The organism is Kitasatospora sp. NPDC097605, assembly GCF_040302725.1.
In the GTDB taxonomy this organism is placed as follows: Bacteria; Actinomycetota; Actinomycetes; order Streptomycetales; family Streptomycetaceae; genus Kitasatospora.
The window spans coordinates 1-12,483 of sequence record NZ_JBEOSF010000023.1 but is presented as its reverse complement, the minus strand read 5'-3'; the positions used below and the strand labels follow the sequence as shown (position 1 = coordinate 12,483).

Genomic DNA, 12,483 nt, shown 5'->3' with positions numbered 1-12,483 from the left:
GCGCGTACGCCGTGAAGAAGCTCATCAACGCCGCGGAGACCGTCCTGGAGGACGCGCTGGCCGGGGTGGCCGCCGCGCATCCGGAGCTGGCGGTGGACATCGCCAACCGGGTGATCACCAGGGCCGCGCGGCCGGCGGCGCCCAAGGTGGCGCTGGTGTCCGGCGGCGGATCGGGGCACGAGCCGCTGCACGGCGGCTTCGTCGGGCCCGGCATGCTGGACGCCGCCTGCCCCGGCGAGGTCTTCACCTCCCCCGTCCCGGACCAGATGCTGGCCGCCGCCAAGGCCGTGGACTCCGGCGCCGGCGTGGTCTTCGTGGTCAAGAACTACACCGGCGACGTGATGAACTTCGAGCTCGCCGCGGAGCTGGCCGCCGAGGAGGGCGTCGAGGTCCGCACGGTGCTGGTCAACGACGACGTCGCGGTGGAGGACTCGACCTGGACGGCCGGGCGGCGCGGCACCGGAGCGACGGTGCTGGTGGAGAAGATCGCGGGCGCGCTGGCCGAACGCGGCGCGCCGCTGGACGAGGTGGCCGCCCTCGGCGAGCGGGTCAACGCGGCCTCCCGCTCGTTCGCGATCGCGCTCACCGCGGCGACCGTCCCGGCGGCGGGCAAGCCCGGCTTCGAGCTGGCCGAGGACGAGATCGAGGTGGGCGTCGGCATCCACGGCGAGCCGGGCCGGCGCCGGGAGCGGCTGCGCCCGGCCCGGGAGCTGGTCGCCGAGGTGGTGGAGACGGTCCTCACCGACCACCACCTGACCGCCGGCGACGAGGTGATCGCCCTGGTCAACGGCCTGGGCGGGACCCCGCTGATGGAGCTGTACATCGTCTTCGGCGAGGTCGCCGCCCGGCTGGCCGAGCACGGCATCACGGTGGCCCGCAGCCTGGTCGGCAACTATGTGACCAGCCTGGACATGGCCGGCTTCTCGCTCACCCTCACCAAGGCCGACAGCCAGCTCCTGGAGCTGTGGGACGCCCCGGTGGACACCCCCGCGCTCAAGCGCGCCTGACCGCCGGAACAGGAGCACCGACATGGACGTCGACACCCCCCTCGCCGAGGCCTGGGTCCGCGCGCTGGCCGCCGCGGTCGAGCAGGAGCACGGGCGACTCACCGAGCTGGACTCCGCGATCGGCGACGGCGACCACGGCAGCAACCTGCGGCGCGGGTTCACCGCCGTGCTGGCCGTCCTGGACGCGCCGGACGCCCCGGCCCCCGCCGGGCCGGGCGCGCTGCTCACCAGGACCGGCGGCACGCTGATCTCCAAGGTCGGCGGCGCCTCCGGCCCGCTCTACGGCAAGGCGTTCCGGGCGATCGGCGCCGCGCTGCCGCAGCCGGGCGAGGCGCCCGCCGACGCGGCCGGGCTCGGCGAGGCCCTGGCGGCCGGCCTGCGGGCGGTGCGGGAGCTCGGCAAGGCCGAGCCGGGCGACAAGACCATCGTCGACGCCTGGACGCCCGCGCTGGACGCCTACCGGGCGGCGGTGGCCGCCGGCGCCGGCCTGCCGGAGGCCGCCTCGGCCGCGGCCGGGGCCGCCGAGCGGGGCGCCCTGGACACCGTGCCGCTGCAGGCCCGCAAGGGCCGCGCCTCCTACCTGGGCCCGCGCAGCATCGGCCACCAGGACCCGGGCGCCACCTCCACCGCCCTGCTGTTCCGCGCCCTGGCCGAAGCAGCCGGAAGCTGACCGCCGGGCGGGCAGCCCCGGCCGGGTCGGGCCCTCTCCTACCGGGCGGCGGCGTCCGTGCGGGTGATCAGCAGCAGCAGCGCGTCGTCCCGCAGTTCGCCGCCGGTGTGCGCCAGCAGGTCGGCGTAGACCCGCCCGACCGCCGCCTCCAGCTCCGCCGCGGAGCGGGCCGCACCCCGCACCAGCGGGCCGACCCGCTCGGCGAGCGGGTAGAACACGCCGCTGTGCCGGTGCTTGGCCTCGATCACGCCGTCGGTGCACAGCACCAGCACGTCGTCGGTCCCGAACGGCTGGTCCCAGGTGCTCGGCTCGCCGGCCGCCAGCCGCCCGAGGCCGAGCGGCACCCACGGGTCGGGCGCGTCCAGGATGTGCGCCCGCCCGTCCTGGTCGACCCGGATCGGCGGCACGTGCCCGTACTGGAGCAGCTGGACCACCCCGGGCCGGCGGAACTCGGCGAACAGCGCGGTGGTGAACTCGCCGTCCGGCACGTGCCGCTCGACGCTGGCCTCGATCCGGGCGGCCACCCCGCGCAGCCCCGCCTCGTCGTACGCGGCCTCCCGGAAGGCGCCGAGCACCACGGCGGCCGTCTGCACCGCGCCGAGCCCCTTGCCGCGCACGTCGCCGACCGCGACCCGGGTGCCGTGCGGCGTCTCCAGCACGGAGTAGAGGTCCCCGCCGATCCTCGACGCGTCGGCGGCGGAGACGTACCGCACGGCGAGGTGCAGCGGCCCGACGACCGGCCCGGGCAGCCGCAGCAGCGCGCGCTGCGCGGCCTCCGCGACGGAGCTGACCGCCGCGAAGGCGGCGGCCCGGCGCATCCGGATCCTGGCCACCCAGGCGGAGAAGGCGGTGAGCACCAGGTAGCTGACCATCGCGCCCCACAGGAAGCGGACGTCGTTGAGGTTGTCGACCTGGTCGTAGTGGCTGAGCCCGAAGACGGCGAGCAGGCCGATCGAGCAGACGCCGAGCAGTTCGAGCGGCCGCAGGGTGAGCGCGGCGACGCTGGGGACGACGGTCATCAGCGGCGCGAGGTAGCGGTCCTGGCCGGAGTACAGGTCGGCGATCCCGACCAGCACGATCGCGATCAGCGCGGGGGCGGCCCGGCGCAGGAACGGGATGTCGAGCAGGTCGACGGCGAGCAGCGCGTCGCGCCGCCTGGCCGGCGGCTGCCCCGCGCCGGTCGGGACGGACGGCGACTGGGCACGGCGGATCGGTGACACATATCGAACATAACGGACGTTCAGTACGACCACCCGCGCACCCCCGGCCCCCCGCACCCCGCCCGCACCCTCCCGGGGCCCGCCGGGCGGCCGAATCGGCCCATGTCACGGCGTGGATTCGAGCGCAGCGTGTCCGGCCGCCTACGCTCTGCCCTCGGAGCACGCACCGGCGATGCCCGGGCGACACCCGGGCGCGGAACCGGAATGCGATCCACACCACACGATCCGTACCCCTACGGAATACCCCTTAGGGGTATGGTGGGATTATCAGCCGGGCCCGGGCGTACGCTCGCGGCCGTACCGACCATCCGGAGGCCCCGATGTCCAGCACCATCACCTACACCGTCACCGGCATGAGCTGCGGACACTGCGAGAGCTCGGTCAGCAAGGAGCTCTCCGCCCTCGCCGGGGTGACCGAGGTCTCGGCCGACGCCAAGGCCGGCACGGTCACCGTCTCCGCCGCGGCCCCGCTGGACGACGAGCAGGTGCGCACCGCCGTCGACGAGGCCGGCTACGAGCTGGTCGGCCGCGCCGCCTGAGAGCCCCCGCCGCGCGGCGGGGGCCCGGCGAACCCCGCCCCCGCCGTGCCCTCCCCTAGGAGCTGATCAGCACATGAGCACCTCCACCTCGGGCTCCACCTCCCCGGAGACGGCGACCGCCATAACCGGCCAGGAGGGCCCCACCGCGGTCCGCGAGCGCGTCGAACTCCAGATCGGCGGCATGACCTGCGCGGCCTGCGCCGCCCGGATCGAGAAGAAGCTCAACCGGATGGCCGGCGTCGAGGCCACCGTCAACTACGCCACCGAGAAGGCCCGGGTCGAGTTCGCCCCGGACGTCACGGTGGCCGACCTCATCGCCACCGTGGAGAACACCGGCTACACCGCCGAACTCCCCCCGCCCCCGGTACCCGCCGCCCAGTCCGAGGCCCCCGCCGGCGCCGCCGCCCGCCCGCCGGCGGCCGACCCGCTGCTCGACCGGCTGCTCATCAGCGCCGTGCTCAGCCTGCCGGTGGTCCTCTGGTCGATGGTTCCCTCCCTCCAGTTCACCAACTGGCAGTGGCTCGCCTTCGCCCTCACCGGCCCCGTCGTGGTCTACGGCGGCCTGCCCTTCCACCGCGCCGCCTGGACCAACCTCAAGCACGGCGCGGCGAGCATGGACACCCTGGTCTCGCTCGGCACCCTGGCCGCCTTCGGCTGGTCCTTCTGGGCCCTGTTCTGGGGCGACGCCGGCATGCCCGGCATGCGCCACGAGTTCTCGTTCTCCGTCGGCGACACCGACGCCTCGTCCATGCTCTACCTGGAGACGGCCGCCGCCGTCACCGTGCTGATCCTGCTGGGCCGCTACCTGGAGGCCCGGTCCAAGCGCCGTGCCGGCGCCGCCCTGCACGCCCTGCTGGACCTCGGCGCGAAGGACGTCGCCGTGCTGCAGGGCGGCCGCGAGGTCCGGCTGCCCGTGGAGCACCTCACCGTGGGGACGCGGTTCGTGGTCCGCCCCGGCGAGAAGATCGCCACCGACGGCGTGGTGGTCGAGGGCGCCTCCGCCGTCGACGCCTCGATGCTCACCGGCGAGTCCGTCCCGGTGGAGGTGGCCGTCGGCGACGCCGTCACCGGCGCCACCGTCAACGCCGGCGGCCGCCTGGTGGTCGAGGCCACCCGGGTGGGCGCCGACACCCGGCTCGCCCGGATGGCCGCGCTCGTCGAGGAGGCGCAGAGCGGCAAGGCCGCCGCCCAGCGGCTCGCCGACCGGATCTCCGCCGTCTTCGTGCCCGTGGTGATCCTCATCGCGCTCGGCACCCTGGTCGCCTGGCTGCTGGTCACCGACAGTGCGACCGAGGCGTTCACCGCCGCCGTCGCCGTGCTGATCATCGCCTGCCCGTGCGCCCTCGGCCTGGCCACCCCGACCGCCCTGATGGTCGGCACCGGCCGCGGCGCCCAGCTCGGCATCCTCATCAAGGGCCCCGAGGTGCTGGAGAACACCCGCCGGGTCGACACCGTCGTCCTGGACAAGACCGGCACCGTCACCACCGGCAGCATGGCGCTGCACGGCGTGCACACCGCCGAGGGCGTCACCGAGGAGCAGGCGCTGCGGCTGGCCGGGGCCGTCGAGCACGCCTCCGAGCACCCGATCGCCGCCGCCATCGCCGCCGCGGCCGCCGAGCGGCTCGGCCCGCTGCCCGCCGTCGAGGGCTTCGAGAACGTCCCCGGCCTCGGCGTCCTGGGCGTCGTCGAGGGCCGCGCCGTGGTCGCCGGCCGGGAGTCCCTGCTCGCCGAGCACGGCCGGCCGCTGCCCGCCGCGCTCGCCGCGGCCAAGCGCGCCGCCGAGGCCGCCGGACGGACCACCGTCGCGGTCGGCTGGGACGGCGAGGCACGGGCCGTGCTGGAGGTCGCCGACGCGGTCAAACCGACCAGCGCCGAGGCGATCGCCGAACTGCGCGCCCTCGGGCTCACCCCGGTCCTGCTCACCGGCGACAACCGGCTCGTCGCCGAGGCGGTCGCCGCCGAGGTCGGCATCGACCCCGCGCACGTGTACGCCGAGGTGCTGCCCGAGGACAAGATCGCCGCCGTGGAGACCCTCCAGGCCGAGGGCAAGGTCGTCGCGATGGTCGGCGACGGCGTCAACGACGCCGCCGCGCTCGCCCAGGCCGACCTCGGCCTCGCCATGGGCACCGGCACCGACGCCGCCATCGAGGCCGCCGACCTCACCCTGGTCCGCGGCGACCTGCGCTCGGCCGCCGACGCCATCCGGCTCTCCCGCAAGACCCTCGGCACCATCAGGGGCAACCTGTTCTGGGCCTTCGGCTACAACGTGGCGGCGATCCCGCTGGCCGCCGCCGGCCTGCTCAACCCGATGATCGCCGGCGCCACGATGGCCTTCTCCTCGGTCTTCGTGCTCACCAACAGCCTGCGGCTGCGCCGTTTCCGCCCCTCCTGACCCCCGGGCGCCCGGAAACGCCGCAGGGCCCGTACCGCAGCCGCGGTACGGGCCCTGCCCGGTTCGGGACAGCTCAGCGGCCGAGCAGCTCGCCGCCGTTGCAGTGCAGGATCTCGCCGGTGATGAACCCGGCCTCCGGCGAGGCCAGGAAGTGGACCGCCGCCGCCACCTCGCTGGTCTCCCCGATCCGCCCGAGCAGCGTCCGGGCCGCCCGCCGGGAGACCTCCGCCTCGTCCAGCCGCGGCCCGAAGAACTCGGTGCCCGCCACCGTCCCCGGCGCCACGATGTTGGCGGTGATGCCCGAGGTGCCGAGCTGGGCGGCGAGGAAGTGGTTCCAGGCGTGCAGCGAGGCCTTCGCCGCCCCGTACGAGCCGGCCCCGCGCAGGGCGGCGATCGAGCTGATGGTGACCACCCGGCCGGAGCCCGGGGTGAGCCGGTCGCGGATCGACTCGGTGAGCAGCACCGCGGTCAGCACGTTGCGCTCGAAGTCCCCGCGCCAGCGGGCCAGCACGGCGTGCGGCCCGGCGCCGATCACGGTCTCCCGGCTGCCCGCGTTGTTCACCAGTACGTCGATCCGCTCCGGCAGCTCGGCCAGCGCGGCCTCCACGGAGTCCGGATCGGCGAGGTCGCAGACCAGCGGGGTCACGTTCGGCCCGAGGGCCGCGGCGGCTTCCTCCAGCACCGCCCGCCGACGGGCGACGATCACGACCTGTTCGCCCGCCTCGGCGAACCGCCGTGCCACCTCGTACCCGATCCCCGTGCCACCGCCGGTGACAACCACGTTCCTGGTCATCTGCGCACTCCCTCCCCAGCTCCGCCGCCACGCTGCAAGGTGCGGGACGGTCCGTACCGGAATGCCACGATTCCTATCACGCTCGGTTGCCGTGACTGCGGGGAGGGTGACGTCGCGCCCGCTGGAAGGTGTGGTATGGGGGCGGCACGGCACGCACACGGAGCGTGGCGAGAGGCAGCTCACACCCCCCCGGCGTAACTTCTCACAGGCTGATACGTCTTAGGTTGGTAGTGCGGCAGTTTTTCCGGTGGGCTGAGACGTGGCGAACGGCACGACGTCGACGCACGACCACCGCTGCCGCCGACGGGGCTCCGGCGGGCCCCGGGTCGGTCGCCGAGGTTGGCGGCCTTCGCGCACGACGCCGGGGTGTGGCCGGGCCAGGGACGCTTTGAGCGGCCGTCCCGGGCCCAAAGCCGCCCCCGGAGTCGTGCGCCGGACGTTCAGGTGGAGAAGCGCGAGGGCCCGGCCGCAGGAGTGCGGCCGGGCCCTCGTGGCACGGTGTCAGGGCGTGCGCAGGACGTCAGTGCGGACGCGTCGGCGTCAGCGGGCGTCGATCTCGACGTAGTCGCGGATCGCGGTGCCGGTGTAGATCTGGCGCGGACGGCCGATCCGGCTGGTCGGGTCGTTGATCATCTCGTGCCAGTGGGCGATCCAGCCCGGCAGCCGGCCGAGGGCGAACAGCACGGTGAACATGCTGGTCGGGAAGCCCATGGCGCGGTAGATCAGACCGGTGTAGAAGTCCACATTCGGGTAGAGCTTGCGCGAGACGAAGAAGTCGTCCTTGAGCGCGTGCTCCTCCAGCTTGAGCGCGATGTCCAGCAGCTCGTCGGACTTGCCGAGCTGGCCGAGGACCTCGTGCGCGAGCAGCTTCACCTGGGCGGCGCGCGGGTCGAACGCCTTGTAGACCCGGTGCCCGAAGCCCATCAGCTTGACGCCGGCTTCCTTGTTCTTCACCTTCGTGATGAAGGCGTCGACGTCGCCGCCGTCCTTCTGGATGCTCTCCAGCATCTCCAGCACGGCCTGGTTGGCGCCGCCGTGCAGCGGGCCCCACAGCGCCGAGATGCCGGCCGAGATCGAGGCGAACAGGTTGGCGTGGCTGGAGCCGACCAGGCGCACGGTGGAGGTCGAGCAGTTCTGCTCATGGTCCGCGTGCAGGATCAGCAGCTTGTCGAGCGCGTTGACGACGACCGGGTTGAGCTCGTAGTCCTCGGCCGGGACCGCGAAGGTCATCCGCAGGAAGTTCTCGACGTAGCTCAGGTCGTTGCGCGGGTAGACGAAGGGCTGGCCCATCGCCTTCTTGTACGCGTACGCCGCGATGGTCGGGAGCTTCGCCAGCAGGCGGACCGTCGACAGGTGGCGCTGGGCCGCGTCGAACGGGTTGTGGCTCTCCGGGTAGAACGTCGACAGCGCGCCGACCACCGAGGACAGCATCGCCATCGGGTGAGCGTCCCGCGGGAAGCCCTGGAAGAAGCGCTTGACGTCCTCGTGCAGCAGGGTGTGCTGGGTGATCTCGCGGTTGAACTGCGCGAGCTGCCCGGCGTCCGGCAGCTCGCCGTTGATCAGCAGGTACGCGGTCTCGATGAAGTCACCCTTGCCGGCGAGCTGCTCGATCGGGTAACCGCGGTACCGCAGGATGCCGTTGTCACCGTCCACGAAGGTGATCGCGGACTTGTAGGCGGCGGTGTTGCCGAAGCCGTTGTCCAGGGTGACCAGGCCGGTCTGCGGGAGCAGCTTCGAGATGTCGAAGCCGGCGTTGCCCGCAGTGCTCTCGACGACGGGGTACTCGTACTCGCCGTCCTGGTACCGCAGTACTACCGAGTTGTCGCTCACGTCTTCCTCACCGACGAAATGAATCCTCTTCCAAGGTGCCCTGACTGTCTCTACCATCCCCCATCCGGCGGACAGCCGCGCACCCGGGGTGACCCGAAAGGGCCCGCCCCTACAAAACCTCCCGCCGCCGCCGGTACGAACCGGACAAGATCGGCACCCCACCAGGCTCTGTCGTAAATCTCTTCACGTCAAGAGAACAATAGAGGCAACCATCCCTTGGAGAATCATCCAGACGCAAGCCGGTGGTCCAGCGCGGCGTGCCTCCGACCTGCGCTGACACTGCGGACCGCCTGCCCGATCGCTTTCCGTGACCCCACCAGCACGACCAGTTTCCGGGCCCTGGTCACCGCGGTGTAGAGCAGATTTCGCTGCAGCATCGTCCACGCGGACATCGTGACCGGAATCACCACCACGGGATACTCGCTCCCCTGCGACCGGTGGATCGTCACCGCGTACGCGTGCGCCAACTCGTCCAGCTCGTCGAAGTCGTAGGGCACCTCCTCGTCCTCGTCGGTGAGCACCGTCAGGCGCTGGTCGTCCACGCTGAGGGACGTCACCACTCCCACTGTGCCGTTGAACACCCCGTTCCGCCCCTTGTCGTAGTTGTTGCGGACCTGCGTGACCTTGTCCCCGACCCGGAACGTCCGCCCGCCGAACCGACGCTCCGCCAGCCCCTCCCGGGCCGGCGTCACCGCCGCCTGCAGCAGCGTGTTGAGGTTCCCGGCGCCGGCCGGACCCCGGTGCATCGGCGCCAGCACCTGGACGTCCCGCCGGGCGTCGTAGCCGAACTTCTGCGGGATCCGCCGCGCCACCACGTCCACCGTCAGCCCCGCCGCGCGCTCCGCGTCGTCCTCCGCGAACAGGAAGAAGTCCGGCAGGCCCTCGGTCACCGGCGGCAGCCCCTCGTTGATCCGGTGCGCGTTGGTCACCACCCCCGACTGCTGGGCCTGCCGGAAGATCCTGGTCAGCCGCACCGAGGGGATCGGCCCGTCCTCGGCCAGCAGGTCCCGCAGCACCTCCCCCGCCCCCACCGAGGGCAGCTGGTCGACGTCCCCGACGAAGAGCAGGTGCGCCCCCGGCGCCACCGCCTTGACCAGCTTGTTCGCCAGGATCAGGTCCAGCATCGACGCCTCGTCGACCACCACCAGGTCCGCGTCCAGCGGCCGGTCCCGGTCGTACGCGGCGTCCCCGCCCGGCCGCAGCTCCAGCAGCCGGTGCACCGTCGAGGCCTCCACCCCGGTCAGCTCCGACAGCCGCTTCGCCGCCCGCCCGGTCGGCGCCGCCAGCACCACCTTGGCCCGCTTCGCCAGCGCCAGCGTCACGATCGACTTCACCGTGAACGACTTGCCGCACCCCGGCCCGCCGGTCAGCACCGCGACCTTCTCGGTCAGCGCCAGCCGCACCGACTGCTCCTGCTCCGGCGCCAGCTCCGTCCCGGTCCGCCGCGCCAGCCAGCCCAGCGCCGCCGGCCAGTCCACGTCCGCGCACCACGGCATCCGGTCGGTGTCCGCCCGCAGCAGCCGCAGCAGCTGGTTGGCCAGCGAGATCTCCGCCCGGTGGAACGGCACCAGGTACACCGCCGTGATCGGCTCACCGCCCTCCCCCGGCAGCTGCTCGCGCACCACCCCCTCGACCGCCACCAGCTCCGCCAGGCAGTCGATCACCAGACCCACGTCCACCTGGAGCAGCTTCACCCCGTCCGCGATCAGCCGCTCCTCCGGCAGGTAGCAGTGCCCCTGGTCGCTGCTCTGCGACAGCGCGTACTGCAGCCCCGCTTTGACCCGCTCCGGGCTGTCGTGCGGGATCCCCACGGCCTGCGCGATCCGGTCCGCAGTGAGGAAGCCGATGCCCCAGACGTCCGACGCCAGCCGGTACGGCTCGTTCTTCACCACCCCGATCGAGCCGTCCCCGTACTGTTTGTAGATCCGTACGGCCAGCGACGTCGAGACCCCGACCCCCTGCAGGAAGACCATCACCTCCTTGATGGCCTTCTGCTCCTCCCACGCGGCCGCGATCTTCTTCGTCCGCTTCGGCCCGAGCCCCGGCACCTCGATCAGCCGGCCCGGCTCGTTCTCGATCACCTCCAGGGTGTCCACCCCGAAGCGCTCCACGATCCGCTCCGCGAACCGCGGCCCGATCCCCTTGATCAGGCCCGACCCCAGGTACCGCTGGATGCCCTGCACGGTCGCCGGCAGCACCGTCGTGTAGTTCTCCACCACGAACTGCCGCCCGTACTGCGGGTGCGAGCCCCACCGCCCGTGCAGCCGCAGCGACTCCCCCGGCTGCGCGCCGAGCAGCGCGCCCACCACGGTCAGCAGGTCGTTGCCGCCGCGCCCGGTGTCGACCCGGGCCACCGTGTAGCCGGTCTCCTCGTTCGCGTAGGTGATCCGCTCCAGCACGCCCTCGACCTGGGCGAGTTGCCGCGGCGGCGCGGCCGCCTCCGTCTGCCTGGCCACCGGGCCCCCTTCACCGTGCGGGACGACTTCCGCTACGCACCGTACCGTCCGGGTGCGACACCGGGGGCCCGGGTGCCACGCTGGAGGGACCAGGGAGGGGCAGGAACGCCGTCGAAGGGCAGCACGCCATGCTCAGCACCGCCTACCGTCCCGGCTCCCCCGACTGGCTCGACCTCACCAGTCCGGACACCGCGGCCTCGGTCGCCTTCTACACGGCGGTGTTCGACTGGACCTACGCCTCGGCCGGTCCCGAGGCCGGCGGCTACGGCTTCTTCCAGCAGGACGGCCGGACGGTCGCCGCGCTCGGCCCGTTCACCGACTCCCACGCCCGCCCCGCCTGGACCGTCTACTTCCGCACCCTGGACGCCGACCGCACCACGGAGCTGGTCCGGGAGGCCGGCGGCCTGGTCCGCTTCCCGCCGTTCAACGTCTTCACCAGCGGCCGGATGGCCGGCTACACCGACCCCACCGGCGCCGACTTCGCGGTCTGGCAGCCGCACGACGTCCGCGGCCTGGACACCGTCACCGAGCCCGGCAGCCTCTGCTGGACGGAGTGCCACAGCGTCGACGCCGAGGCGGCCAAGTCCTTCTACCGCACCGTCTTCGCCTGGCAGGAACAGGACGTCCCGATCGGCGAGGCCCGGTACACCGTCCTCACGCCGGCCGGCGGCGGCACGGAGGACGCCCACGGGGGGATCATGCAGCTCAGCCCGGAACACACCGCCACCGGCACCGCCTCGCACTGGCTCCCCTACTTCGAGGTCCCCGACGTCGACGCCCGCCTCGCCACCGCGGAACGCCTCGGCGCCACCGTCCGGATCCCCGCGACGGACGTCCACGGCGTCGGCCGGCTCGGCCGGCTCGTCGACCCGCACGGAGCGGTCTTCGCGGTCATCACCAGCCCTCCGCCGGGCACATGACGCCAGGTCATCCCGGTAGGGCCGCCAGGGGGCTTCCAGGGGCCGCCTAGGGTGTGACCATGAACGATCTGATCATCCGCAGGGCGACCGACGAGGACCTGCCGGCCATCGTCGCCATGCTCGCCGACGACCCGCTGGGCGCGACCCGGGAGAGCCCCGACGACCTCACGCCCTACCGCACCGCCTTCGCACGCATCGACGGCGACCCGCACCAGCACCTGGTCGTCGCCGAACGCGCCAGCCGGACGATCGGCACCCTGCAGCTGACCGTCGTCCCCGGCCTCTCCCGGAAGGGCTCGACCCGCACCGTCATCGAGGCCGTCCGCATCCACGCCGACGAACGCGGCACCGGTCTGGGCACCGACCTCATCCAGTGGGCGATCGACCGCTCCCGCGAACTCGACGCCGAACTGGTCCAGCTCACCTCCGACGTGACCCGCACCGACGCACACCGCTTCTACGAGCGCCTCGGCTTCGTCCCCTCCCATGTCGGCTTCAAGCTCGCCCTCTGACCCGGAAACGCAAAGAACCCCCGCCGGATAACCGGCGGGGGTTCTTTCTAAAATTTGTTCGGCGGCGTCCTACTCTCCCACAGGGTCCCCCCTGCAGTACCATCGGCGCTGTGAGGCTTAGCTTCCGGGTTCGGAATGTAACCG

At 72.9% G+C, this 12,483-nt stretch carries 10 protein-coding genes and 1 rRNA gene; 6 read left to right on the top strand and 5 right to left on the bottom strand.

Annotated elements, in window-relative coordinates; translation table 11 throughout:
• The first annotated feature begins 11 nt into the window (after positions 1-11).
• Both dhaK and dhaL read left to right on the top strand, forming a co-directional pair.
• Positions 12-1,007 (top strand): dihydroxyacetone kinase subunit DhaK, encoded by a 996-nt coding sequence (gene dhaK / locus ABTX81_RS24575; protein WP_350549257.1) that lies wholly within the window; start codon positions 12-14, stop codon positions 1,005-1,007.
• 22 nt (positions 1,008-1,029) lie between these two features.
• Entirely contained in the window at positions 1,030-1,677 is a 648-nt protein-coding gene (gene dhaL, locus ABTX81_RS24570; protein ID WP_350549255.1) for a dihydroxyacetone kinase subunit DhaL, read from the top strand.
• Positions 1,678-1,715: 38 nt separating this feature from the next.
• On the opposite strand, the gene ABTX81_RS24565 is transcribed toward dhaL, so the two are convergent.
• Positions 1,716-2,897, bottom strand: coding sequence for a PP2C family protein-serine/threonine phosphatase (locus ABTX81_RS24565; protein ID WP_350549253.1), 1,182 nt, complete (start codon positions 2,895-2,897; stop codon positions 1,716-1,718).
• 320 nt (positions 2,898-3,217) lie between these two features.
• On the opposite strand from ABTX81_RS24565, the gene ABTX81_RS24560 reads away from it, so the two are divergent.
• Both ABTX81_RS24560 and ABTX81_RS24555 read left to right on the top strand, forming a co-directional pair.
• Positions 3,218-3,436, top strand: a complete 219-nt coding sequence (locus ABTX81_RS24560; RefSeq protein WP_350549251.1) for a heavy-metal-associated domain-containing protein — start codon at positions 3,218-3,220, stop codon at positions 3,434-3,436.
• 73 nt (positions 3,437-3,509) lie between these two features.
• Positions 3,510-5,828, top strand: coding sequence for a heavy metal translocating P-type ATPase (locus ABTX81_RS24555; RefSeq protein WP_350549249.1), 2,319 nt, complete (start codon positions 3,510-3,512; stop codon positions 5,826-5,828).
• Between the two features lie 73 nt (positions 5,829-5,901).
• On the opposite strand, the gene ABTX81_RS24550 is transcribed toward ABTX81_RS24555, so the two are convergent.
• From ABTX81_RS24550 to recD2, 3 genes are all read right to left on the bottom strand, one after another.
• Entirely contained in the window at positions 5,902-6,621 is a 720-nt protein-coding gene (locus ABTX81_RS24550) for an SDR family NAD(P)-dependent oxidoreductase (protein ID WP_350549247.1), read from the bottom strand.
• Between the two features lie 540 nt (positions 6,622-7,161).
• Positions 7,162-8,451, bottom strand: a complete 1,290-nt coding sequence (locus ABTX81_RS24545) for a citrate synthase (RefSeq protein ID WP_350549245.1) — start codon at positions 8,449-8,451, stop codon at positions 7,162-7,164.
• A gap of 224 nt (positions 8,452-8,675) precedes the next feature.
• Positions 8,676-10,907 (bottom strand): SF1B family DNA helicase RecD2, encoded by a 2,232-nt coding sequence (recD2, locus tag ABTX81_RS24540; RefSeq protein ID WP_350549243.1) that lies wholly within the window; start codon positions 10,905-10,907, stop codon positions 8,676-8,678.
• Positions 10,908-11,035: 128 nt separating this feature from the next.
• Here recD2 and ABTX81_RS24535 point away from each other — a divergent pair, with 128 nt between their 5' ends.
• Together ABTX81_RS24535 and ABTX81_RS24530 are read left to right on the top strand one after the other, a co-directional pair.
• Positions 11,036-11,827, top strand: coding sequence for a VOC family protein (locus ABTX81_RS24535; RefSeq protein ID WP_350549241.1), 792 nt, complete (start codon positions 11,036-11,038; stop codon positions 11,825-11,827).
• Between the two features lie 59 nt (positions 11,828-11,886).
• Positions 11,887-12,339 (top strand): GNAT family N-acetyltransferase, encoded by a 453-nt coding sequence (locus ABTX81_RS24530; protein ID WP_350549239.1) that lies wholly within the window; start codon positions 11,887-11,889, stop codon positions 12,337-12,339.
• 56 nt (positions 12,340-12,395) lie between these two features.
• Here the strand turns inward: ABTX81_RS24530 and rrf are convergent.
• Positions 12,396-12,483: ribosomal RNA gene (gene rrf, locus ABTX81_RS24525) — 5S ribosomal RNA — on the bottom strand; the annotation flags it as partial.

What these genes read in the sequence shown, in the direction of transcription:
- dhaL (WP_350549255.1), top strand. Translation starts at nt 1,030, where the DNA reads ATGGACGTCGACACCCCCCTCGCCGAGGCCTGGGTCCGCGCGCTGGCC.
- ABTX81_RS24560 (WP_350549251.1), top strand. Translation starts at nt 3,218, where the DNA reads ATGTCCAGCACCATCACCTACACCGTCACCGGCATGAGCTGCGGACAC.
- ABTX81_RS24555 (WP_350549249.1), top strand. Translation starts at nt 3,510, where the DNA reads ATGAGCACCTCCACCTCGGGCTCCACCTCCCCGGAGACGGCGACCGCC.
- ABTX81_RS24550 (WP_350549247.1), bottom strand. Translation starts at nt 6,621, where the DNA reads ATGACCAGGAACGTGGTTGTCACCGGCGGTGGCACGGGGATCGGGTAC.
- ABTX81_RS24535 (WP_350549241.1), top strand. Translation starts at nt 11,036, where the DNA reads ATGCTCAGCACCGCCTACCGTCCCGGCTCCCCCGACTGGCTCGACCTC.
- ABTX81_RS24530 (WP_350549239.1), top strand. Translation starts at nt 11,887, where the DNA reads ATGAACGATCTGATCATCCGCAGGGCGACCGACGAGGACCTGCCGGCC.